Source organism: Sinomonas sp. B1-1, from assembly GCF_050474465.1.
Lineage (GTDB): Bacteria > Actinomycetota > Actinomycetes > Actinomycetales > Micrococcaceae > Sinomonas > Sinomonas flava.
In genome coordinates this window covers 14251-37390 of sequence record NZ_JBCHVF010000008.1, presented here as the reverse complement: position 1 = coordinate 37390, position 23140 = coordinate 14251, and the positions used below count along the sequence as shown (strand labels likewise).

Annotated in this window: 21 protein-coding genes and 1 tRNA gene; 11 read left to right on the top strand and 11 right to left on the bottom strand. The window is 71.2% G+C overall.

Translation table 11 applies throughout. The annotated features are described in order from the left end of the window. Positions 1 to 59: 59 nt before the first annotated feature. The 3 genes from disA to ACQ5BE_RS12270 form a co-directional block, all read right to left on the bottom strand. Positions 60 to 1136, bottom strand: coding sequence for a DNA integrity scanning diadenylate cyclase DisA (disA, locus tag ACQ5BE_RS12280; RefSeq protein ID WP_208711260.1), 1077 nt, complete (start codon positions 1134 to 1136; stop codon positions 60 to 62). A gap of 148 nt (positions 1137 to 1284) precedes the next feature. Beyond that, a complete protein-coding gene (gene radA / locus ACQ5BE_RS12275) occupies positions 1285 to 2697 on the bottom strand; it encodes a DNA repair protein RadA (protein ID WP_430297276.1) in 1413 nt (470 codons plus the stop codon). 39 nt (positions 2698 to 2736) lie between these two features. After that, complete coding sequence (locus tag ACQ5BE_RS12270; protein WP_430297275.1) at positions 2737 to 3882, bottom strand: FUSC family protein; 1146 nt, start codon at positions 3880 to 3882, stop codon at positions 2737 to 2739. 242 nt (positions 3883 to 4124) lie between these two features. Here ACQ5BE_RS12270 and pstS point away from each other — a divergent pair, with 242 nt between their 5' ends. From pstS to pstB, 4 genes are all read left to right on the top strand, one after another. After that, entirely contained in the window at positions 4125 to 5243 is a 1119-nt protein-coding gene (gene pstS, locus ACQ5BE_RS12265) for a phosphate ABC transporter substrate-binding protein PstS (RefSeq protein ID WP_430297274.1), read from the top strand. Between the two features lie 248 nt (positions 5244 to 5491). Then, on the top strand, positions 5492 to 6403 hold the full coding sequence (gene pstC / locus ACQ5BE_RS12260; protein WP_208712777.1) for a phosphate ABC transporter permease subunit PstC: 912 nt from the start codon (positions 5492 to 5494) through the stop codon (positions 6401 to 6403). Between the two features lies 1 nt (position 6404). Next, the gene (pstA, locus tag ACQ5BE_RS12255) at positions 6405 to 7511 is read left to right on the top strand and encodes a phosphate ABC transporter permease PstA (protein WP_430297273.1); all 1107 of its coding nucleotides are present in this window, start codon (positions 6405 to 6407) and stop codon (positions 7509 to 7511) included. 29 nt (positions 7512 to 7540) lie between these two features. Beyond that, positions 7541 to 8320, top strand: a complete 780-nt coding sequence (gene pstB / locus ACQ5BE_RS12250) for a phosphate ABC transporter ATP-binding protein PstB (RefSeq protein WP_208711267.1) — start codon at positions 7541 to 7543, stop codon at positions 8318 to 8320. 138 nt (positions 8321 to 8458) lie between these two features. Here the strand turns inward: pstB and ACQ5BE_RS12245 are convergent, their stop codons facing one another. The 3 genes from ACQ5BE_RS12245 to ACQ5BE_RS12235 all read right to left on the bottom strand — a co-directional run bounded on the left by ACQ5BE_RS12245 (position 8459) and on the right by ACQ5BE_RS12235 (position 11059). Then, positions 8459 to 9478 (bottom strand): inorganic phosphate transporter, encoded by a 1020-nt coding sequence (locus tag ACQ5BE_RS12245; protein ID WP_344299852.1) that lies wholly within the window; start codon positions 9476 to 9478, stop codon positions 8459 to 8461. Position 9479: 1 nt separating this feature from the next. Then, positions 9480 to 10097: a nuclease PIN gene (locus ACQ5BE_RS12240; protein WP_344299851.1), complete on the bottom strand. Its 618-nt coding sequence runs from the start codon at positions 10095 to 10097 to the stop codon at positions 9480 to 9482. Between the two features lie 305 nt (positions 10098 to 10402). Next, entirely contained in the window at positions 10403 to 11059 is a 657-nt protein-coding gene (locus ACQ5BE_RS12235) for a hypothetical protein (protein ID WP_344299849.1), read from the bottom strand. A gap of 174 nt (positions 11060 to 11233) precedes the next feature. On the opposite strand from ACQ5BE_RS12235, the gene ACQ5BE_RS12230 reads away from it, so the two are divergent. Beyond that, a tRNA-Lys gene (locus ACQ5BE_RS12230) sits at positions 11234 to 11306 on the top strand. A 26-nt stretch (positions 11307 to 11332) separates the two neighbouring features. Here ACQ5BE_RS12230 and ACQ5BE_RS12225 read toward each other — a convergent pair. Then, entirely contained in the window at positions 11333 to 11494 is a 162-nt protein-coding gene (locus ACQ5BE_RS12225; protein WP_413249615.1) for a hypothetical protein, read from the bottom strand. Positions 11495 to 11843: 349 nt separating this feature from the next. Here ACQ5BE_RS12225 and ACQ5BE_RS12220 point away from each other — a divergent pair, with 349 nt between their 5' ends. After that, positions 11844 to 12416 carry a cysteine hydrolase family protein gene (locus ACQ5BE_RS12220; protein WP_430297272.1) on the top strand — a complete coding sequence of 191 codons (573 nt, stop codon included), beginning with the start codon at positions 11844 to 11846 and terminating at the stop codon, positions 12414 to 12416. Positions 12417 to 12459: 43 nt separating this feature from the next. Here the strand turns inward: ACQ5BE_RS12220 and ACQ5BE_RS12215 are convergent, their stop codons facing one another. Beyond that, a complete protein-coding gene (locus ACQ5BE_RS12215) occupies positions 12460 to 13458 on the bottom strand; it encodes a 2-hydroxyacid dehydrogenase (RefSeq protein ID WP_430297271.1) in 999 nt (332 codons plus the stop codon). Between the two features lie 88 nt (positions 13459 to 13546). Here ACQ5BE_RS12215 and ACQ5BE_RS12210 point away from each other — a divergent pair, with 88 nt between their 5' ends. Next, positions 13547 to 15070, top strand: coding sequence for an alpha-N-arabinofuranosidase (locus ACQ5BE_RS12210; RefSeq protein WP_430297270.1), 1524 nt, complete (start codon positions 13547 to 13549; stop codon positions 15068 to 15070). A 91-nt stretch (positions 15071 to 15161) separates the two neighbouring features. Here ACQ5BE_RS12210 and ACQ5BE_RS12205 read toward each other — a convergent pair whose 3' ends face one another. Further along, entirely contained in the window at positions 15162 to 15371 is a 210-nt protein-coding gene (locus ACQ5BE_RS12205) for a dodecin (protein ID WP_208711286.1), read from the bottom strand. Positions 15372 to 15431: 60 nt separating this feature from the next. Between ACQ5BE_RS12205 and ACQ5BE_RS12200 the strand changes: the two genes are divergently transcribed. Then, the gene (locus tag ACQ5BE_RS12200; protein ID WP_430297269.1) at positions 15432 to 16307 is read left to right on the top strand and encodes a putative protein N(5)-glutamine methyltransferase; all 876 of its coding nucleotides are present in this window, start codon (positions 15432 to 15434) and stop codon (positions 16305 to 16307) included. Positions 16308 to 16365: 58 nt separating this feature from the next. Beyond that, positions 16366 to 17022 (top strand): cyclodeaminase/cyclohydrolase family protein, encoded by a 657-nt coding sequence (locus ACQ5BE_RS12195; RefSeq protein ID WP_430297268.1) that lies wholly within the window; start codon positions 16366 to 16368, stop codon positions 17020 to 17022. Between the two features lie 36 nt (positions 17023 to 17058). On the opposite strand, the gene ACQ5BE_RS12190 is transcribed toward ACQ5BE_RS12195, so the two are convergent. Next, entirely contained in the window at positions 17059 to 18453 is a 1395-nt protein-coding gene (locus tag ACQ5BE_RS12190) for an FAD-binding oxidoreductase (RefSeq protein WP_430297267.1), read from the bottom strand. Positions 18454 to 18506: 53 nt separating this feature from the next. Further along, on the bottom strand, positions 18507 to 20261 hold the full coding sequence (locus tag ACQ5BE_RS12185; protein ID WP_430297266.1) for an L-lactate permease: 1755 nt from the start codon (positions 20259 to 20261) through the stop codon (positions 18507 to 18509). 251 nt (positions 20262 to 20512) lie between these two features. Here ACQ5BE_RS12185 and ACQ5BE_RS12180 point away from each other — a divergent pair, with 251 nt between their 5' ends. Together ACQ5BE_RS12180 and ACQ5BE_RS12175 are read left to right on the top strand one after the other, a co-directional pair. Beyond that, entirely contained in the window at positions 20513 to 22699 is a 2187-nt protein-coding gene (locus ACQ5BE_RS12180) for a malate synthase G (protein ID WP_430297265.1), read from the top strand. Then, positions 22696 to 23124, top strand: a complete 429-nt coding sequence (locus tag ACQ5BE_RS12175; protein ID WP_430297264.1) for a GlcG/HbpS family heme-binding protein — start codon at positions 22696 to 22698, stop codon at positions 23122 to 23124. The genes ACQ5BE_RS12180 and ACQ5BE_RS12175 overlap by 4 nt, the downstream gene beginning before the upstream one ends. The last annotated feature ends 16 nt before the right edge of the window (positions 23125 to 23140 follow it).

Genomic DNA, 23140 nt, shown 5'->3' with positions numbered 1-23140 from the left:
CGCGCACGACGCCGCGCGCCCGCCTGCGCGGGGCAGCAAACCGGTGATTCCGGCGGCCGTCAGAGGAAGCGGTCGAGGAGGCTCGCCTCGGCCATGCGCGACAGCCCCTCCCGGACGGTGCGTGCGCGCTGCTCGCCGATCCCGTCTACGGTCATGAGGTCCTCGATGGTCGCGGCCATGAGGTTCTGCAGGCCGCCGAAGTGGTCCACGAGACGGTCGGCGACCGCGCGCGGCACCGGCTTGAGGCCGGAGATGAGGCGGTACCCGCGCGGCTGCACGAGGGCGTCGAGGGATTCGGAACCGCCCGCGTAGCCGAGGATCGCGGCGATCCGGTTCAGGTCGATGAGGTCCACGCTCGTGAGGTCCATGAGCGCCTGCACGGCCGAATCGATCGTCTCCTGCGTCGCCGAGTCCCCGGCGTAGTCGCGGATCACGACGTCGCTGCCGGGCCCGAGGCCTGCCGTGAGCTCTTCGAGCTGGAGTGCCAGGAGCCGCCCGTCCTCGCCGAGTTCGAGGACGTACTGGGCGATCTCCTCGGAGATGCGCCGCACCATCTCCTGCCGCTGGAGGGTCTGGGCGATGTCCCGCACCGTGACCATGGCCTCGATCTCGAGGGCCGAGAGCGAATTCGTGACCTGGTCGAGGCGGGCCCGGTACCGCTCGAGCGTCGCGAGCGCCTGGTTGGCGCGGGCGAGGACGTTCTCAGAGCCCTCGATCACGTGCCGGATGCCCTGGACGTACAGGGCGATGATCTGCATGGACTGGCTCACCGAGATGACCGGCAGGCCCGTCTGGATAGCGACGCGCTCCGCGGTGCGGTGGCGCGTGCCCGACTCGTGGGTCTCGATCCGGGAGTCGGGGACGAGGTGGACGGCCGCCTTCACGATGGTGCGGGCGTCCCTGTCGCACACGATCGCGCCGTCCATCTTGGCCAGCTCGCGGAGCCGGGTGGGGGAGAACTCGATGCCGATCTCGAAGCCGCCGGAGCAGATCGACTCGACTGTCGGGTTGTAGCCCAGGACGATGAGGGCCCCCGTGCGTCCCCGGAGGATCCGCTCGAGCCCGTCGCGCAGCCCGGTGCCGGGTGCGACCCGGGCCAAGGTGGCTTTGAGCACTTCCTCGGGGGTCCGAGCCATTCTCTTGTCCTTCGTCCTCTCCACGCGGCAGGTGCCAGCGCGGGCACGCAGAACCCATGGTATCCGCGCGCCTGCGGCCAGACTGTGCCCAAGGCGGCCGGAAACGCAACGATTCGGGCAAGAATCGGCTGGTTTCGGCCTGGATGGGCTAGGACGTCCCGGGGATGAGCAGTTCGAGCGCCTCCGCGACGTGGGAAACCTCACGGACCTTGAAGCCCTCGGGAACCTCCCCCGGGCCGGTGGGGCTCGCCGGGACGATGGCGTGGGTGAAGCCGAGCCGGTGGGCCTCCTGGATCCGCCGGTTGATGCCGGGCACGGGCCTTACCTCGCCCGCGAGGCCGACCTCGCCGAAGGCGATGAGCCGCTGGGGGAGTGCCGTGCGCGTCTTCGCCGAGGCGACGGCGAGGGCGACGGCGAGGTCGGTGGCAGGCTCGCTGAGCTTCACGCCGCCCACCGTGGCCACGTAGGTGTCGTCCTTATGCAGGAGGCAGCCCGCGCGCTGCTGGAGCACTGCGAGGAGCATCGCGACCCGGGAGGAGTCCAGGCCGCTCGTGGCACGGCGGGGCTGGGCCGCCGCGGTCTCCGCGAGCAGGGACTGCACCTCGGCAAGGAGCGGCCGGCGCCCCTCGAGAGTGACCGTGATGCACGTGCCAGAGACGGGATCCTTCGTGCGGGACACGAACAGCCCCGAGGGATCGGTGACGCTGAGGATCCCGGTCTCGGTGAGGTCGAAGCAGCCCACCTCGTCGGTGGGACCGTAGCGGTTCTTCACCGCCCGCAAGAGGCGGAGCCTCGAGTGCCGTTCCCCCTCGAACTGGCACACCACGTCCACGAGGTGCTCGAGCAGCCGCGGGCCGGCGATCGAGCCGTCCTTGGTCACGTGCCCAACGAGGAGTGTGGTCATGTTCCGCCGCTTCGCAGCGGCGATGATCGACGCCGCGACCTCGCGCACCTGCGAGACCCCGCCGGCGCTGCCGTCCACCTCGGCACTCGAGAGGGTCTGGACCGAGTCGACGATGAGCAGCTGGGGCGAGAGCTTCTCGACGTGGCCGAGCGCCTGCGAGAGGTCCGTCTCGGCCGCGAGGAACAGCCGGGGCGCGACGGCGGCGATCCGCTCGGCCCGCAGCTTCACCTGGGCCGCGGACTCCTCGCCGGTCACGTACAGCACGTCCCGCGGCGACACGCCGTCCAGACCGGCGCCGACCTTCGCGGCGACGTCGAGCAGGAGCGTCGACTTCCCGACGCCGGGCTCCCCGGCCAGCAGGATGACGGCGCCGGGCACCAGGCCGCCGCCGAGCACGCGGTCGAGCTCGACCACCCCCGTGGGGAGGAACGCGGCGTCGGTCGCGTCGATCTCGGCGATCGGGCGGGCCGGCTCGAGGACGGTGGTGGCCGGAGTCGTGCGCGCCACCACGGCGCCGACCTCCTCGACGGTGCCCCACGCCTGGCACTCGCCGCAGCGCCCCACCCACTTGGCCGTGGTCCAGCCGCACTCGGCGCACCGGTAGCCCGGAGCCTTGCCGGCCCGGGAGCTGCTTCGCGTGGAGGTCTTCGTCGCCATGGACTCAGGCTAGGGCAGGGGTCCGACAGTTCCGGTGCATCAGAGCCGCGGCAGGAGCGCGACGGCCTCGTCATGGGCGTGGCCGGTCGCCTCGAGGAGGTCCACGAGCATCGGGCGCAGGAGGATCACGAGGGCCTCGCCCTCGAGCCTCTCCACGTGCAGCTGCCGGGGGTGGGCACGTGCGGCGATGTCCGCGAGCTCGAGCCGGGCCGTCCGCATCTGGGCGCGGCGCTCCTCGCGGCGCTCCGCGACGAGGCCGAGCGCCACGTGGTCGAGCGCGTCCGCCGTCTCGGCGAGGAGGTCTGCGATGCTGTCCGCGGCGGTCTGGGTGAGGGCAGCGTTGTTGATCACGGAGGTGAGCCGGCGGGCAACGACGCGCCCGTTGCGCAGCCCGAGGTCCAGGAACTCGACCGCACGCTCGATCTCCTCGAGTTCCGCGCGGTGGCGCCGGTAGGCGGGGGCGATGCGCGTGACCTCCGAGGAGGCCTTCAGGCTGCCGCGGATCGCGTCCACGAGCGACTGGGAGCTGCGCCCGCGCACGAGGGCGTGCCATGCCCGGGTCGAGTCCGCGTCGGCGAGGGCGGCGGAGCACTCACGGAGCATCGTGGAGAACATCCCGACGAGCTCCTGGAGGTCCCGGCGCGGCTGGACGCGCGGGTCGCGGGGGAGGAGGGCGGTCATCGTCAGGGCGATGAGGCCGCCGACGACGGCGTCGAGGCTCCGGGTGAACGGGCCGCCCGCCGGGGCCGGCAGGAGGACGACGAGGACCGACTGCAGGCCCAGCTGGGTCGCGAAGATGACGCCCCGGTCGAGGAATCGCGCGAGCAGGATGGAGACGAACAGGATGATCCCCGCCTGCCACAGTCCCGCGCCGAGGAAGTGCATGAGCAGATCGCCGACCGCGATGCCGAGGGTGCAGCCGATCGCCACCTCGAGGACCTTCCGGACCGTGAGGTCCCGGCCGAACCCCAGAGAGATGAGGGCCGATGTGGCGGCGAAGATCGGCCCGCTGTGGCCCAGGACGTCCTCGGCGATGAAGTAGGCGAGCACCGCGCCCACGGTCATGGCGATGGCGGGGAAGAGCGAGCGGCGCACCCGCACGAGGCCCGACGACGCGAGGTCGCGGCCGTAGTCCCGAGCAGCAGCGACCGCCCGTCCGACCGGTGCTGCCCGAGTGATGCCCATACAGGGAAGTCTAGGGAGCCCACGCCGGCACGCCGTCCAGCGGGACGCCGGCGCTCAGTCGGATGCCGCTCCCATAGTGCGATGTGACGAAGAAGGCAAGAGCGGTGCGGCCCATGTCATCGCGATTCCGCGCTCAGTTCACCTTCCGTTAACCATCGCCCCGGAGAGTCGTTACCTGTTGGCACTAGCTTCGAATGCAGTACGCCTCGTACGCACCCAATCACCCTGGAAGGGGTTCTTTCGTGAAGGCTCTCCGTCTCGGCCGTCTCTCGGCCGTTGCTGTCGTCGCCGCTGGCGCCCTCGCGCTGTCCGCGTGCGGTTCCGACAACGCCACCAGCACTGGCCAGTCCTCGGCCGCTGCCTCCGGCAAGGCTGTCACCGGCACGCTGACCGGCATCGGCTCCTCCGCGCAGGGCGCGGCCATGGACGCCTGGAAGACCGCATTCGCCAGCGCCAACCAGGGCGCCACCGTCCAGTACTCCCCGGACGGCTCGGGCGCCGGCCGCAAGGCCCTCATCGACGGCTCGGCGCAGTTCGCTGGCTCCGATGCCTACCTCAAGGACGACGAGATGACGGCGGCCAAGGCCAAGTGCGGCCCCGACGGCGCCATCAACGTCCCGGTCTACATCTCCCCGATCGCCGTCGCGTTCAACCTGCCGGGCATCACCGACCTCAAGCTCGACGCGGACACGATCGCGAAGATCTTCCGCGGCCAGGTCGCCACGTGGAACGACCCGGCCATCGCCGCGCTCAACCCCGGCGTCTCCCTGCCTGACCTCAAGGTCACCCCGGTGAACCGCTCCGACGACTCGGGCACCACCACGAACTTCACCGAGTACCTCTCGGCCACCGCACCGAGCATCTGGACCGACAAGCCGTCGGGCAACTGGCCGTCCTCGCTCAAGGGCGAGAACGCGAAGGGCACCTCGGGCGTCGTGAAGACGGTCTCCGACACCGCCGGGGCCGTGACCTACGCCGACGACTCGGCCGTCTCCGGCAAGCTCGGCACCGCCCAGGTCAAGGTCGGCGACAACTTCGTGAAGATCTCGGCCGAGGCCGCTGCGAAGGCCGTCGAGGTCAGCAAGCCGGTCGAGGGCCGTCCCGCCAACGACCTCTCGATCAAGCTCGACCGCACGACGAAGGAGGCCGGGGTCTACCCGCTCGTCCTCGTCTCCTACCACGTCCTCTGCACGACGTACGCCGACCAGAAGACGGTCGACCTCGTCAAGGCCTGGGAGACCTACGTCGTCTCCGAGCAGGGCCAGAAGGACGCGGCGGCGTCGGCCAAGTCGGCCCCGCTCTCCTCGTCCCTCGCGGGCAAGGCCAAGACGGCCATCGACTCGGTCAAGGTCAAGTCCTAGCCTGAACTCAGGCACCAAGGCCTGATCAGCATCACTGGTTCCCCGTTCCCGCCTCCGCCGCTGACGCCGCACTGCCGCGCCAGCCCGCGGCTCGGCGGGGGCGGGGAACCAGCACTGTGTTCGGAGCGTTCCCCCAAGCCGTTCCGGGCTTCCATCACCAACCACTCGGCTGAGACTCCAGAAGGAAGGGTCCTGACGTGACCACAGCGCCAGCCAAGCCGACCGCCCGGACAGACGTCCCCCCCGCCATCACGGCGCAGGACAGCCCGCGCGGCGACAAGGTCTTCTCCACTCTCGCCCTCGCGGCGGGCTGCCTCATCCTCGCCGTCCTCTTCGGCGTCGCCGTCTTCCTCATCGTCCAGGCCCTCCCGGCCTTCTTCGCCGACCCGGCGCAGATCCAGGGCGGCAAGGGCTTCTTCGCCTACATCTGGCCGATCGTCATCGGCACCATCGTGGCCGCGGCGATCGCCCTGGTCATCGCGACGCCGATCGCCATCGGCGTCGCCCTGTTCATCACCCACTTCGCACCCCGCCGCCTCGCCTCGGGGCTCGGGTACGTCGTGGACCTCCTCGCCGCGATCCCGTCGGTGGTCTACGGCGCGTGGGGTGCGGCCTTCCTCGCCGGCCAGATCTCGCCCGCGTACGCTTGGCTTGCCCAGAACCTCGGCTGGATCCCGATCTTCGCGGGCCCGGCCTCGGCCACCGGCAAGACGATCCTCACCGCCGGGATCGTCCTGGCCGTCATGGTGCTGCCCATCATCACCTCGCTCTCCCGCGAGATCTTCCTCCAGACGCCGAAGCTGCACGAGGAAGCGGCCCTCGCGCTCGGCGCGACGCGCTGGGAGATGATCCGGATGGCCGTCTTCCCGTTCGCCCGCCCGGGCGTCATCAGCGCCGTGATGCTCGGCCTCGGCCGCGCGCTCGGCGAGACGATGGCGGTCGCGCTCGTCCTCTCCTCGGGAGCGCTCACGCTGAGCCTGATCCAGTCGGGCAACCAGACCATTGCCGCCGAGATCGCGCTCAACTTCCCGGAGGCCTCGGGCCTCAAGGTCGCCACCCTCATCGCGGCGGGCCTCGTGCTCTTCGTGATCACGCTCGCGGTGAACATGGTCGCGCGCTGGATCATCAGCCGCCACAAGGAATTCTCGGGAGCGAACTGACATGGCCACCGCAACAGCAACCCCCCGCCGCTCCAAGCTCACCCGCGGGCGCCTTCCCGGCTACGCGGGTTGGGTGTCGCTCGCCGTCGCCCTCGTCCTCGGCGCGGCGATCATCGCCGTCCCCGGCTTCAACGCCTTCGGATGGGGCGTCCTGTCCGCGGTCATCTTCGCGGTCGTCTACGTCTCCTGGAGCCGGATCGTGGAGGGCGGCCGGAAGGCTGCCGACAAGCTCGCGACCTGCCTCGTCGTGGGGTCCTTCCTCGTCGCGCTCCTCCCGCTCGTCTCGGTCATCTGGACCGTGCTGGTGGCCGGCATCCCCGGCCTGCTCACCCCGGGCTTCCTCGGAACGAGCATGAACGGCGTCACGGGCGTCTTCGACAACCGCGCCGTCAACGAGGGCACCCACGTGGTCGGCGGCATCTACCACGCGCTCCTGGGCACCGTGTGGATCACGCTCCTGGCGACCCTCATCTCCGTCCCGGTCGGTCTGCTCACCGCGGTCTACCTCGTCGAGTACGGCGACGACCGCCCCCTCGCGCGCGCCATCACGTTCTTCGTGGACGTCATGACCGGCATCCCCTCGATCGTGGCCGGCCTCTTCGCCGCGGCGTTCTTCTTCGTGATCGTCGGCCCCGGGACGAAGACCGGCTTCGTCGCCGCCGTCGCCCTCTCCGTGCTCATGATCCCCGTGGTCGTGCGCTCGACCGAGGAGATGCTCAAGATCGTCCCGAACGAGCTGCGCGAGGCCTCCTACGCCCTCGGCGTGCGCAAGTGGCGCACCATCCTGAAGGTCGTCGTCCCCACCGCCATCTCCGGCATCGCCTCGGGCGTCACCCTCTCGATCGCCCGCGTCATCGGCGAGACCGCCCCGATCCTCGTGACGGCCGGCTTCGCGACCGCCATCAACAACAACCCGTTCTCGGGCTGGATGGCCTCGCTGCCGACCTTCATCTACACGCAGATCCTCAACCCGACCTCGCCCTCCAACCCGGGCCCGTCGGAGCAGCGCGCCTGGGCGGCCGCGCTCGTGCTCATCATCCTCGTCATGGTGCTCAACCTCGCCGCCCGTCTCATCGCCAGGGCGTTCGCCCCCAAGACCGGCCGCTGACCCAGACTTCACACACCAGAAGGAACCACATGTCCAAGCGCATCGACGTCCATGACCTGAACGTCTACTACGGCGACTTCCGCGCCGTCGAGGGCGTCACCATCAACATTGCCCCGAAGTCGGTCACGGCCTTCATCGGCCCGTCCGGCTGCGGCAAGTCCACCTTCCTGCGGACGCTCAACCGCATGCACGAGGTGCTCCCGGGCGCCCGCGTCGAGGGCCAGGTGCTCCTCGACGGCGACGACCTCTACGGGCCCGGTGTCGACCCGGTGGCTGTCCGGTCGCACATCGGCATGGTCTTCCAGCGGCCCAACCCGTTCCCGACCATGTCCATCCGGGACAACGTGCTCGCGGGGGTCAAGCTCAACAGCCGCAAGATCTCCAAGTCGGACGCCGATGCGCTGGTGGAGACGTCGCTGCGCGGCGCCAACCTGTGGAACGAGGTCAAGGACCGCCTCGACAAGCCCGGCTCGGGCCTCTCCGGCGGCCAGCAGCAGCGCCTCTGCATCGCCCGCGCGATCGCGGTCAAGCCGGACGTGATCCTGATGGACGAGCCCTGCTCCGCGCTCGATCCGATCTCCACGCTCGCCATCGAGGACCTCATCGAGGAGCTCAAGGCCGACTACACGGTGGTGATCGTCACGCACAACATGCAGCAGGCGGCCCGCGTCTCCGACAAGACCGCGTTCTTCAACATCGCCGGGACCGGCAAGCCGGGCAAGCTCATCGAGTACAACGACACCACGGCGATCTTCAACAACCCGAAGGAGAAGGCGACCGAGGACTACGTGTCCGGCCGCTTCGGGTGAAAGGCTTCCCGCCCGTGCCCGGCCGGCAGTGATCGCCGGCAGCGCGGCGGGGAGGACGACGGCGGCTGCCGTACCTTGGGGGTGCGGCAGCCGCCGTCGTGCTCCCCGCCCCGTTTGGCCCTCAGCCGGCGATGTCGGTCAGCCGGCGATGTCGGCGAGCGGCGAGAGGGCGAGCGTGAAGACGAAGCTGAGCAGCGCCGTCGTGAGCGGGGTGACGAGCCAGAACCTCACGAGCCGGATCACGAGCCGGCCGTCCACCGCTGCGTAGTCCTGGCTCGCCCCGGCGCCGAGGACCGAGGTGGTCACGGTGTGCGTGGTCGAGAGGGGCCAGTGCAGCCCCAGCGCCCCGAAGAACAGCATGGAGCTCGTGACGAGCTGCGAGACGAACCCGCGCAGGGGGTCCACCCGCACGAGGCGGTGGCTCAGCGTGTAGGTGATGCGCCAGCCGCCCGCGAGGGTCCCGAGGCCGAGCGCCGCGGCCGTGAACGCGATGGTCCACGGGGGGATGTCCGAGAAGTCCACGGCGGCGCCGAGCGTGGCGAGCATGAGGATCGAGATGACGCGCTGGCCGTCCTGCAGCCCGTGCCCGAACGCGACGATCGCGGCGCCCACGGACTGCGCGGCCCGGAGCCCCGCGTGCGCCTTGCTGGGCTGCGAGTAGCGGACCATCCACGTCACGAGCGGCGTGAGGAAGAAGGAGACGCCGAACGCGAGCAGCGGCGAGAGGACCAGCGGCAGGGCGACCACTGCCCAGAAGACGCTGTTCAGGGCCCCGATGCCCGCGTGGCCCAGGATCGAGGCGGCCCAGCTCGCGCCGATGAGGCCGCCCACGAGCGCGTGCGTGGACGAGGACGGGTAGCCCCGCCACCAGCCGAACACGCCCCACAGGATCGCGGCCAGGAGCGTGCCCACCAGCATCGTCATGCCCCCGCCGCCGTGCGGGGTCTGGATGAACGAATCGCCGAAGTACGTCAGGAGCCACGCGCTCGAGACCGCGCCGACCACGTTGAAGACCGCGGCAAGCACGACGGCGATGCTCGGCGTGAGCGCGCGGGTGCGGACGGTGAGGGCCACCGCGGAGGAGGTGTCGCGGAAGCCGTTGAGGAACCCGAAGACGGCCGCGAGCACGACCACGGTGCCGACGAGAGCGACGGCCACCTCAGGATTCCTTGACGATGATCCGGCCCACCTGCGTCGCGACCGCCTGGAACGCGTGCGTCGCGGCGAGGAGCGCGCGGGCCGCCTCGACGTTGCGGGCGAACGCGGTGATGGAGAGGTCGCGCAGGGCGGCCGAGCTCCAGACCCGGTACGTGTGCTCGGCGCGCTTGGAGAGCCGGATCATGTCGATCCAGTAGTCCTCGAGGTCCTCGAGGTGGGACAGCGAGCGCATGGCGGTGGTGCTCAGCTCGGCCTGCCGGTTGATGATCTCGAGCAGGTCCGAGGCCTCCGAGGGGAGCCGGTCGATCGCATGGAGCTGGATCAGCTCGCCGACGGCCACGATCTGCCCCATCGCCGCGGCGAGGCCCTCGGAGAGGACCAGGAGGTCCTCGCGGGGGAGCGGGTTCACGAAGCTCGTGCGCAGCTGCGTCAGGAGGGTGCGGGAGAGCTCGGTGGTGCGGGTGTCGATCCCGATGAGGTCGTCCACGAGCTGCTCGTAGTCCTGCCGCCGAGCGCCGAACATCTCCGAGAGCGCCTGCACGCCGAGCACCGACTGCTGCGCCATCGCGGCGAGGAGCTCGAGGCCAGCGGTCTCCTGCGGAAAGAGCCTGAACTTCATGAATCTCCGTGCACGGGAACCGTACCTGCGCGTCAGGCGGCCGCTGTCCCCATGCGGAAGCCTTCGTGCCGGCGGACTGCCGGCACGGGCATCTTACGTGAGACGGGTGAACGCCCGCGGAGGCGGGCGTTGACCGTGGAGAGAAGCTTAAGGCGCCGAACCGGGACCGCCTCTCGGCGGAAGGCCGCTCGAAGCGGCTGAGTGTTGGAGCCCGGGGGTGCCGCGGTCCGACGCCACCTTCAGTGTTCTACGGCTGTTGGGGGAGAGTCAACCTTGACGGATCAGCGACGGCGGGTCTAGCGCCCCTAGTCGAGCTGCCCGCGGCGCCACGCATTGGCCGAGGCCTCGAGGTCCTCGGCGGTCTTGACGAGCTGGTGCGCGCTCTTGGTGAGCTTGGTCGCATGCTGCGTGCTGGCCCATTCGGCGCTGTCGGCGATGGTCGCCTGGCCCAGTGCCACGACCCGGCAGAACGCGGCCGAGCGCTCCAGCGCGACGTCGAAGTCGCCGTCGAACGCGCCCGAGAGGATCGCGTCCGCCATGGCGGTGAGCTCGTCCGCGCCCGGGGGCTCCGCGACGCCGGCGACCACGTGGGAGACCTGCGCGGTGTCCTTGCCGGCCTTGAAGTACACGGAGATGCGTTCGGGGTCGCGCTTGGTGGCGGCCCGGAGGGCGTAGAGGCGCCAGAGGGCTCCCGGGAGCGACCGGGCAGGGCTCTCGGACCACATCTCCGCGATCGACTCGAGCCCCTGCTCGTCGGCGAGGCGCACGAGCCGGCGGGTGATCTCCGGGTCGTCGCTCTCGCGGCCTCGGCGGACCAGGGCCTGGGCGGCGAGGTGCGCGGCCTCGGAGACCCGGGCCGGGTCGGCGCCCCCGGCGAAGGGCTCGAAGTCGATCGGCGCGAACGGCTTCGGCTTGTGGGGGCGGACGGGTCCTGATCCGCCGGACGCTGCGTTCTCGCTCATGCCCGTACCTCCTTCAAAGCGCTGCCCGGATTCATGCCCGCTACGGTACTCCTCTGCCCGGTGCGGCGCATGGAGCGCGGAGCGGTGGGGCCGGAAGCCGGGCCCGCTCAGGCGCGCACGACGGCGGCCGGCTGGCCTGCGCTAGAGTGGACCCGTCCGGCGCGTGCCGGGCGCGGGCCTCTAGCTCAGTTGGTAGAGCAGCGGACTTTTAATCCGCGGGTCGTGGGTTCGAGGCCCACGGGGCCCACACGTGAAGGGCTGGCCCTGAAGGGCTCACAGGCTCGCGAGGCCGAGGCAGCCCACGGCGAAGGCGACCACCCAGCCGGCCACGACCTGCCGGGGGAACCTGGGCCCCCACTCCACGAAGAGCAGGCCGAGCAGGGCGCCGTCGAGCGCGGCGATGTACGCGGAGACGCTGATCACGATCTCACGCATGGTCCTGATCACTGACCCAGTGGGTGCTGTCTGCCATGGTGGCTCCCTGTCCGCGGCGGACCGGGCGGCGTCGGCCCTGCTGAACAGGGTAGATCCGAATGCGCGCGCTCAGAAGGGCTCGCGCTGCCCGAGACGCCCAGGCCGCGAGGGGTGTGCAGCCTGGGCGTCCCAGCGCGACAACGGCTTCCGCATCACTCCCCAGCAATGGCGGCATGCCGCGCTTGCTCGACGGTAGCAGGAGGCGGCGGTGAACGTGAAGTCTCCGTGACGCATCCTGTGAAGTCCGCGTGCCGCTTAGTGACACAAGCTATACCGTTTGAGTCATCTACCGCTGGGTACGGAAACCCGCATGCCTACCGCACTGCTCGTGATCGACATGGAGAACGCCTTCTTCGAGGACCCTGCGCTCAACGAGCAGCGCGAGCGGATCGTCACGGCGTGCAACCGCCTCATCGCCGCAGCCCGCGAGTCCGGGGCGCCGGCACTGATCGTGCGCACGGAGCACGAACGGGACCGTTCCACCTGGACCCTTTCGATGCTCGACGACGACCAGGGCTTCGCGTTCCGCGGCACCGAACAGGCCCGGTCGCTCGCCGAGCTCGACACCCAGGGGCTCCCCGAGCTGGTCAAGCGCCGCGACAGCGCCTTCGTGGGCACCGACCTGCTCGCCCGTCTGAGCGCGTGGGGAGTCGACACCATCCTCCTCTCAGGTGTGTCCTCCCACCTCTGCCTCGCCCAGACCGCCGCAGACGCGTTCGCGCACAACATCAGGGCCGCCTTCGCCGCCGAGGCGATGGGCGCCGACGTGCCGGACCAGGCCGACGCGATGCTCGACGTCGTGCTCGCCGCCTACCGCCAGAGGAAGCTGTCCCAGGACGAGGCCGTCGCGCTGCTCGCCGGCGACCCCGCCCCGCTGGGGTGACCTCCCGCCGTCGTGCGCGGGCTGATCTACGCCGGCGCTGCGCCTATGCGCGCGCCTGCTGCCACGCCTCCGGGTTGACGGGGTGGGGCGGTAGCTCGCCCTTGGCCATGGCGATGGCATTGAGGGCGCTGAGGCGGCCCATCTCGTTGCGGACGGGCACCGTGGCGCTGCCCACATGGGGCAGGAGGACGGTGTTGGGGAGCTCGGCGAGGCCGGGGGCGAGGCGGGGCTCGTCCTCGTAGACGTCGAGCCCTGCCCCGCCGATCGTGCCGTCGCGGAGCGCTGCGACGAGGGCCTGCTCGTCGACGATGGGGCCGCGGGCGGTGTTGACCAGGACGGCTCCGGGCTTCATCCGGGCCAGCACGTCGGCGTCGACGAGGTGGCGGGTCTGCTCGTTGAGGGGCACGTGGAGCGAGAGGAAGTCGCTGCGCTGCACGAGCTCCGCCCAGGGGACCTGCCGGACCCGGCCCGCGAACTCGCCCAGCTCCTCCTCGCTCACGTGCCGCTCCGCGGGCGGCCGCGGTGAGAAGAGGACCTCCATGCCGAAGCCGAGGGCCCGGCGGGCCGTGGCCCGGGCGATGCGCCCGAAGCCTGCCAGCCCCAGGACCTGGCCGGAGACGTCCCGCCCGAGCATGAGCTCCGGGGCCCATCCGTGGAAGCGGCCGTCGCGGACCATACTGTCGGCCTCGATGACGCGCCGGGCGGTGCCGAGGATGAGGAGCATCGCGACGTCGGCAGTGGCGTCCGTCAGGACGCCCGGGGTGTTGCCGACCAGGATCCCGCGGGCGGTCGCGGCCGGGACGTCGATGTTGTTGTAGCCGACCGCGAAGTTCGAGACCCCGCGGACCCGCGCGCGGGCCAGGAGCGCGGCGTCGACCGGGTCGCCGAGCTGGGTGAGCACGACGTCGTACTCGCCCGACGCGCACAGGTCCGCCAGGGCTGCGGGGTCGGGCGGCTCCGGGAGGACCGCCACGTCCCCGGCGGCCCTGAGCAGCTCGAGGCCGAGGGCGGGGATGGGCGCGGTGACGAGGAATCGGCTCATGCGGCCATTCTGGCCGATCACGGGAGGGAGTGTTGACGCCCCCGGAGGCGGGCGTGAGCATGGGGGATCGACAACCACTGGGAGGACCATGGCACCCCCGCTGAACCCCGCTCCGGCGCGGGTCACCGCGCACCCGGCCTTCGCCGTCGGGCCCGTGCGCCGCGAGACGTTCGGGACGTTCGTCGAGCACCTCGGCCGCTGCGTCTACACCGGCATCTACGAGCCCGGGCACCCCACCGCGGACGACGACGGCTGGCGGGGCGACGTCCTCGGCCTCACCCGGGAGCTCGGCGTGAGCACGGTCCGCTACCCGGGCGGGAACTTCGTTTCCGGGTACCGCTGGGAGGACGGGATCGGGCCCAAGGACGAGCGCCCCGTCCGGCTCGACCTCGCCTGGCACTCGACCGAGACCAACCAGGTGGGCCTGGACGACTTCGTGCAGTGGTGCCGCAAGGCGGGCGTCGAGCCCATGATTGCCGTCAACCTCGGCACCCGCGGCGTGCAGGAGGCCCTCGACGTCCTCGAGTACTGCAACCACCCGGGCGGGACGGCCCTGTCAGACCTCCGCCGCAGGAACGGGGCGGAGGAGCCGCACGGCATCACCTTCTGGTGCCTCGGGAACGAGATGGACGGGCCGTGGCAGATCGGCCACAAGACCCCGGCCGAGTACGGCCGCCTCGCCGCGGAGACCGCCCGCGCCATGCGGATGGCCGGAGGGGACGCGCTGCGGCTCGTCGCGTGCGGAAGCTCCGGGCCCACAATGGACACCTTCGGCGAGTGGGAGCGCGCCGTCCTCATGGAGGCCTACGAGTTCGTGGACTACATCTCCGCGCACCAGTACGTCGAGAACAGGGGGAGCCTCGCTGACCACCTCGCGGCGGGCCACCTCATGGACCGCTTCATCCGCGAGATCGTGGCCCACGTCGACCACGTCAGGAGCGTGCGCAGGTCCGCCAGGGAGGTCCACATCTCCTTCGACGAGTGGAACGTGTGGCATATGTCATCCCGGCGCACCCCGGTGCCTTCCGGCGACGACTGGCCCGAGGCCCCCGAGCTCACCGAGGACCTCTACACCGTGGCCGACGCCGTGGTGGTCGGGGACCTGCTCATCACCCTCCTGAGGCACACCGACCGCGTCCACGCGGCCTCGCTGGCCCAGCTGGTCAATGTCATCGCCCCGATCATGACCGCCCCCGGCGGGCCGGCGTGGAAGCAGACCATCTTCCACCCGTTCGCCCTCACCTCGGCCCACGCCCGAGGCGAGGTGCTCCAGCTCGCCGTCGACTCGCCGTCGTACGCCTCCCCGCAGCACGGCCGCGTGCCGGCGCTCTCCGCCGTCGCGACCCACGACGCCGACTCCGGCTCCATGACCGTGTTCGCTGTCAACCGGGACAGCAGCTGCTCGCTGCCCCTCGAGGCGGACCTGAGCGCGTTCGCGGGAATCGGGCTCGTGGAGGCGCTCGTGTTCGCGAACGAGGACCCGCTCTGGAACGCGACCGAGGAGGACTCGACGTCCGTCCTGCCCCGCGTGCTCGACGGCGCGGCCCTGGAAGGCGGGCGCCTCGCCGCCGTCCTGCCGCCGGTGAGCTGGGCGATGTTCCGGCTCGGCTAAGTGCCGCGCCGGCAGTCCGGGATGCTCGTGGTCGCCCGCGCGGACCCGAGCATCCCGGACCAGACAGCGCTGGCGTGGGTGCGGGGAGGCGTCAGCGCTCCAGGCGGAAGCCGAACTTGAGGGTCACCTGCCAGTCGGCCACCCCGCCGTCGTCGAGATGCCCGCGGATGGACTGGACCTCGAACCAGTCGAGGTTCCGGACGGTCTGGCCTGCGGCCGCGATCCCGTTCCTGACCGCCTCATCGATGCTGTTCGGGCTCGTGCCGACGATTTCGGAGACGCTGTAGGTGTGCCCTGACATGGGGTTCCTCCTTGCCGTGGGGGCCTCTTCCGGCCCTGCGAGTGCTGGCAGACTATCCCCGTGACCAGTGCTTGGCCAGAGTCCGCGGCCCCGGTGGTGGACAACGTGGTGAGGCGGCTGCGAGCCGCCGGATGCGTCTTCGCCGAGAAGGAGGCGAGGCTCCTGGTCGAGGCATGCCGGGACACTGGCCGTCTGGAGGGACTTGTGGCGCGCCGGGTGGCCGGGGAGCCGCTCGAGCACCTGCTCGGCTGGGCGGACTTCGCCGGCCGGCGCATTGCCGTCGGGCCCGGCGTGTTCGTCCCGCGGCGGCGCAGCGAGCTGCTCGTCCGCCTCGCGGTGGCCCACCTCCACGCCTCCCGTCTGGGGGTCACCTCCTGGGAGTCACGTCCCGCGGGTGCCGCGCACGACGCCGGCCCCCCGCCCGCCGTCGTCGTCGACCTCTGCTGCGGGTCGGGCGCGATCGGGGTTGCGATCGCCGCTGCGCTCGCCGACGGTGCCGCCCTCGAGCTCCACGCGGCGGACGTGGACCCGACGGCTGTGGAGTACGCGCGGCGGAACCTCGCGCCGTGGGGCGGGACAGTGCACCGCGGTGATCTGTTCGAGGCCCTGCCCGCGCCGCTGCGGGGACGGGTCCAGGTCCTGACGGCCAACGCCCCCTACGTGCCCACCGCGTCCATCCCGTTCATGCCCCCCGAAGCGCGCGAGCACGAGCCGCTCCTGGCGCTGGACGGCGGTAGCGACGGACTCGACTTCCACCGCAGCATCGCCTCGGCGGCGCCGGAGTGGCTCGCGGACGGCGGTGTGCTCGTGATCGAGGTGAGCCGGCGGCAGGCGGAGACGGCGGCGGAGCTGTTCGCCAGCCATGGGCTGGCCCCCCGCATCGAATCGGACGAGGAGCTGGACGCCGTGGCAGTCGTGGGGACGGCCGGCCGCTGACCGGCCGCGCTCCTGCGGTTCCCGTGTAGATGGGGGCCGGAATGGGCAGGGTCACGTCATGGACGATTCGCTGCAGGCCAGCACCCAGGCTTCGACCGTAGAGGAGTGGACGAGGGCTCTCGCCGAGTCCACCGGCGCGCCCGGCGGCGGGGCGGGGACCGGGGTCATGCTGGCCGTGGCCGCCTCCCTGACCTCGATGGTCGCCGGCTACACCGACGCCGAGGACGGCCGCGATGAGGTCGAGGCCGTCCGTGCACGGGCGCAGGCCCTCCGGCGGGAGGCCCTCGCCCTGGCCGACGACGACGCCGCCGCGTCCCAGGCGTTCGGAGCGGCGTTCCGGCTGGACGCGGGGCCCGAACGGGACCGCGCAGTCCACGCTGCCTCCCTCGACGCGGCCGCGTCGTCGGCAGTGCTGGGCGAGCGGGCTGCGGGGTCCATCGACGACCTCGCATGGCTGGCCGCCAACGGCAACCCGGCGCTGGTCGCCGACGTGGTCGTCGCGTTCGGCGCGCTGCGCGCCGCCATCGCCGGTGCCCGCGCCAACGTCAGCTTCGACCTGGGCTCGCTCCGTTCGGCGGGCAGCACTCTCGAGGAGATCCGGGAAGAGCATCCCGACCTCTGGTCGACCGTCACGAGGCTCGACGACGCGCTGGCGCGCATCGACGCGCTCGCCGCCGAAATCGACCACCGGGCGGCCCCCACCGACGCCGTCTGAGGTGCGGCGCCGGCGGGGGCGGGTCCCGCGCAGGGGTCAGATGGCCTTTCCGGGGTTCAGGATGCCGGTCGGGTCGAACGCGGCCTTGATGGCGCCCTGGAGGGAGCGCGAGATCTCCCCGACCTCCTCCTCGACCCACTGCCGCTTCAGCAGCCCGACTCCGTGCTCGCCGGTGAGCGTGCCGCCCAGGCCCTGCGCGAGGTGGAACATGTCGCCGAGGGCCTCCTTCGCGGGCCCCTCCGTGATCGAGGTGTCCTGGTCCACGACGATCATGGGGTGGAGGTTCCCGTCTGCGGCGTGGGCGACGCTGAAGATCGGCACGCCGGTGCGGGCGGAGATCTCCTCGAGCCCGGTGAAGGCCTCGGCGAGCCTGTTGCGGGGAACCGCGATGTCCCCGATGGAGACGCGCCCCAGCTTCTCGAGGGACGGGATGGCGTCGCGGCGGGCCTTGACGAGGGCCTCAGCCTCCTCGGCGCTGCCGGCGCGGTGGACCGAGGATGCGTAGGGCTCGATGGCCCGGGCGATCTCGTCGAGCTCGAGGTGGGCTCCGTAGCCGTCGGTCTGGGCGAGGAGGAATGCACCGCCGAGCTCGCGGTGGTGCGTGCCCTCGGCTCGGTCGACGGCGCCGAGGGTGGGGCCGTCCATGAGTTCGAGGATGGAGGGCTGGATGCGCGCAGCAGTGATGGCAGACGCCGCCAGGCCGGCCGCCTCGATGTCGTCGAAGTAGGCCGCGAGCGTCTCGGTGCGCACCGGCCGGGGCCGGAGCCGAAGCGTCGCCTCGACCACGATCCCCAGCGTCCCCTCTGAGCCGATGAACAGGGCGTTGAGGTCGTATCCGGTGACGCCCTTGATCGTGCGGCGTCCGGTGCGCACGACGCGCCCGTCCGCGAGCACGACGGTCAGGCCAAGCACGGATTCCCGGGTCACCCCGTACTTCGCGCACCACATGCCGCCCGCATTGGTCGCGATGTTGCCGCCGATCGAGCAGATGGCGGTGCTCGCCGGGTCCGGGGCGTAGAAGAGGCCGTGCTCGGCGGCCGCGGCGTTGACCTCGGCGTTGAGCACGCCGGGCTGGACGACGGCGATCATCTCCACCGGGTCGATCTCGAGGATCCGGTCCATGCCGGAGACGTCGACGACGATCTCTCCCGCGTGCGCGCTCGCACCTGCGGCGAGGCCGGTGCCGGCGCCGCGAGGCACCACAGGCACGTTGTGGGCGTGGGCGAGGCGGAGCGCCTCGATCACGTCGTCCGCGCTCTCCGCACGCACGACGCCGTCGGGCAGCGTCGCGGGCACGTAGCCGGAGCGGTCGGTCGCCACTGCGGCGCGGGCCTGCGGGTCCGAGGTGGCGCGGGGGTGGGCGGCGATGACGGCGGCAGTTGCCGAACTGGCCGTGGCTTCGGTCGTGGGGTACTCGGTCTGGAGGGGCATCGTGTGGCTTTCGGTGTCGTGTCGATCAGGGGTGGAGGCAGAGCCCGCCATGGTCACGGGACCATCCAGGAGAGGACGTTGGTCTGCAGTACGACGAGCAGGGTCAGGAGGACGAGCAGGCCGATGCTCCAGCCGAGGAGCCGGCGGAACAGGGTGCTCTCGGAGCCGTCGAGGCCGACTGCGGCCGCAGCGACGGCGAGGTTCTGCAGGGAGAGCATCTTGCCCAGGACGCCCGCGGAGGAGTTGGTCGCGGCCATCAGCACGGGGGAGAGGCCGGCGTGGGATGCGGCGGTCACCTGGAGCTGGCCGAAGAGCGAGTTGGCCGAGGTGTCGGAGCCCGTGAGGGCGACACCGATCCAGCCGAGGACGGGGGAGAGCAGGGCGAAGATCCCGCCCGCCGAGGCCAGCGCCACGCCGAGGGTTCCGGTCTCGCCGGAGAGGTTCATGACGAAGGACAGTGCCAGGACGGAGGAGACGGTGAGGATGGTCCACCGCAGCATCCTGAGCGTCTCGCCGTAGATCCTCACGCCCGCACGGAAGGGGATCCGGTAGAGGGCCAGGGTGATGAGCCCGGAGATGAGGAGAAGCGTTCCCGTCGCCTTGAGGTGGTCGAACCGCATGGTCTGGGACGAGACCGGCTTGCCGTTCGTCCCGACGACGTCGAGGCCGGGCCAGCGGAACGAGAAGCCGCCCGCGTCCGTCAGCCAGGACTTGACGGCCGGGATCTGGGAGAGCGAGAAGACGGCGATGATCACCAGATAGGGCGCGACCGCCATCCAGATCTCCCGAGGCGAAGGACGGGCGGCCGCGCCGTCGCCCGCCGCCGAGCCGGCCCCCGGCAGAGCCGGACCCCGCGTCGCGAGGTGCGTGGCGCCGTCGTGCGCCCCGGTGGCCGCCGCGGACTGGGTGCCGGCCGCGTGGCTCGTGAGGGTGACGACCTCGGCCGCCCCGTCGGCCGGGACCTCGGCCCCGTCGTCGATCGTGACGGTGGCGGGCTTCCACACGCGGAGCAGCAAGAGCACGGCGCCGATCGCCGCGATGCTCGCCGTGACGTCCGTGAGCTCGACGGTGAAGTAGTTCGACGTCAGGAACTGGACGACCGCGAACACGACGCCGCCGACGACTGCTGCGGGCCAGGTCTGGCGGACGCCGCGCTTGCCGTCGACGATGAAGACGAGGAGGAGCGGGACGATGAGGGCCAGGAACGGCGTCTGCCGGCCGGCCATCGCGGAGACGGTGGCGAGCGGGATGCCGGTGACGCCGCTCAGGGCGATGACGGGCGAGCCCATCGCGCCGAACGCGACCGGCGCCGTGTTGGCGAGCAGGGAGACCGTGGCGGACTTGAGCGGCTTCATCCCGGCCGCCATCAGCATGGCCGAGGTGATGGCCACGGGCGCGCCGAAGCCGGCCAGTGCTTCGAGGAGCGCCCCGAAGCAGAATGCGATGAGGATGACCAGGATGCGGAGATCGCTCGAGATGGACCGGATGGTGGTGCCCAGGACCTCGAACCACCGGGTGGCGGTGGTCAGCTTGTAGACCCAGAGGGCGTTGATGAGGATCCAGAGGATCGGGAAGAAGCCGTAGAACACGCCGGCGGCGGTCGCGCTCAGGGTCTGCTCGACGGGCATCTGCCAGACGACGACGGCGAGGACCATGGAGAGCGCCAGGCTCGAGACGGCGGCCTTCCATGCCTTCGTCCGGAAGATGCCCAGCAGGACGAACAGGAGGATCAGGGGGAGGGCCGCGAGCAGGGCGGCGACGGCGAGCGAACCCCCCAGGGGATCGACTATCTGGTGGAACGTGGTCACAGAGACTCCTTTGTCTGCGATGGGAGCGGCTACCGGAGGCGGAAATGAGATCTCGCGATGCGGAATAACCTGCTGGGAGTCTAGGTGTGACTGCGGTCACCGTCAATGGTCAGTCCACACATCCGATCCGGTCCTTGCGACGGATCGGATGTGGTCCGACCTCCCATTGACGAGTGGCGGCCGCCTCAGTAGAGTCTCTTGCTATTCGACAAAGTAGTTCCGCATAGCGGAAGCGAAGAAGGGTTGGAAGCATGCGCGACCGCGTGGAGACGCACGGGCTGAGTGTGGCCGAGGAGCTTTACTCCTTCGTCCGGGACGAAGCACTCCCGGGCATGGGGATCGACGAGGAGTCCTTCTGGTCGGGGGCAGCCGCCCTCGTCGGCGAGTTCTCTCCGAAGGTGCGCGAGCTGCTGGGGATCCGGGGCCGGATGCAGGAGCAGATCGACGAGTTCCACCGCGCCGCGGGTGCGGGGCCCGTGGACCCGGAAGAATACGAGGCCTTCCTGCGCTCGATCGGCTACCTCGTCGACGAGCCCGGGGACTTCGCCATCTCGACCGACCGTGTCGACCCCGAGATCGCGAGCGTGTCGGGGCCGCAGCTGGTGGTGCCGCTGCTCAACGCCCGCTTCGCGGCGAACGCGGCGAACGCCCGCTGGGGGTCGCTCTACGACGCGCTGTACGGCACGGACGTCATCGACGAGGCGGAGGGGCGCGAGCGCACCCGCGGCTACAACCCCGTCCGGGGCGCCGCCGTCGTGGCCCGCGGCCGGCAGTTCCTGGACGAGAACGTGCCGCTGGAGAGCGGCTCGCACGCAGACGTGACCGCGTACCGGGTGGTCGACGGCGCGCTGGTCGCCGAGACCCCGGCCGGCGCCGTCGGCCTGCGCGAGCCGTCCCAGTTCGCCGGCTACCGGGGCGCTGCCTCCGAGCCGGAGGCGGTGCTGCTGGCGCACCACGGGCTCCACGCGGAGATCCAGATCGACCGTGACCACCGCATCGGCTCGGGGGACGCCGCCGGCGTGAAGGACATCGTGCTCGAGTCCGCGGTCACCACGATCATGGACCTCGAGGACTCCGTCGCCGCCGTCGACGCGGCCGACAAGGTGGTGGGCTACCGCAACTGGCTCCAGCTCATGCAGGGCACGCTGACCGCCGAGGTGGAGAAGGGCGGCAGCACCCACCTCCGCCGGCTCAATCCCGACCGCGCCTACACCGCGCCTGACGGCGCCGAGCTGACGCTGCCGGGCCGCTCCCTCCTGCTCATCCGCCAGGTGGGCCACCTCATGACCAGCGATGCCGTCCTCGACGCCGACGGGGACCCGGTCCCCGAGGAGATCCTCGACGCGCTGTTCACGGGCCTCGGCTCGGTGCACGACCTGCGCGGCGAGCGCGCCGGAGGCAACTCCCGGACCGGCTCCGTGTACGTCGTCAAGCCCAAGATGCACGGGCCGCAGGAGGTCGCCGTGGCCTGCGCCCTGCTCGCCGGAGCCGAATCCGTCTTGGGCCTGAAGCCGCTGACAATCAAGATCGGCATCATGGACGAGGAACGCCGCACCTCCGCCAACCTCAAGGCCTGCATCTTCGAGGCCCGCGAGCGGGTGGTGTTCATCAACACCGGGTTCCTGGACCGCACCGGCGACGAGATCCACACCTCGATGCTCGCCGGGCCCATGGTCCGCAAGGCGGACATGCGCTCGACCGCATGGATCAAGGCCTACGAGGACGCGAACGTGGACATCGGGCTCGAGTGCGGTTTCCGCGGGCGCGCGCAGATCGGCAAGGGCATGTGGGCGGCTCCGGACAACCTGGCGGACATGCTCGCCCAGAAGGGCGCCCACCCGCTCGCCGGCGCCAACTGCGCCTGGGTCCCCTCGCCCACCGCGGCGACGCTCCACGCGATCCACTACCACGAGGTCGACGTGGACGCCCGGCAGGCCGAGCTCGGCGGGGGCCGGCGGTCGACGCTGCAGCAGCTGCTGACCATCCCGACCGGGGACCCGCGGGAGTGGGATGCGCAGGCCCGGCGCAACGAGCTGGACAACAACGTCCAGAGCACGCTCGGCTACGTCGTGCGCTGGGTGAACGCCGGCGTCGGCTGCTCCAAGGTCCCGGACATCCACGGCACGGCGCTGATGGAGGACCGGGCCACCTGCCGCATCAGCTCCCAGCACGTCTCCAACTGGCTCCTGCACGGCGTCATCACCGAGCAGGAGGTGGAGGACTCGCTCCGGCGCATGGCCGCGGTGGTCGACGAGCAGAACGCCGCGGACCCCGACTACCTGCCGATGGCGCCCTCATTCGACACTGAGGCCTTCCTGGCCGCCCGCGAGCTGCTGCTCGAGGGAGCCGCGCAGCCTGCTGGCTACACCGAACCGATCCTCCACCGCCGCCGCGCGGCCGAGAAGGCCAGCCACCACCTGACCAGGAGCGCATCATGAGCCTGAACCTCGACACTGCCCAGGCCATCGTCGCGGAGGCCTTCGCCGTCCGCCTCGACCGCGGATTCAAGCCCCTGACGGTCGTCGTCCTGGATGCGGGCGGGCACCTCGTGGCCGCCGCGCGCCAGGACGGCGCCTCGAACAACCGCTTCGAGATCGCCCAGGGCAAGGCCTACGGTGCGCTCGCCCTCGGGATGGGCTCCCGAGCCCTGATGGAGCGCGCCGAGCAGCAGCCGTACTTCATCGCCTCGGCAACGGCCGCCCTCGGGGGCCGGCTCGTCCCCGTTCCGGGCGGCGTGCTCGTGCTGGGCGACGACGGTTCGGTCCAGGGCGCCGTGGGCATCAGCGGCGAATCCTCCGACAACGACGAGGCAGCGGCCTCGGCGGCCATCAAGGCAGTGGGCCTCACCGCACAGGTCGCCTGACCTCTGCGGCGCACCC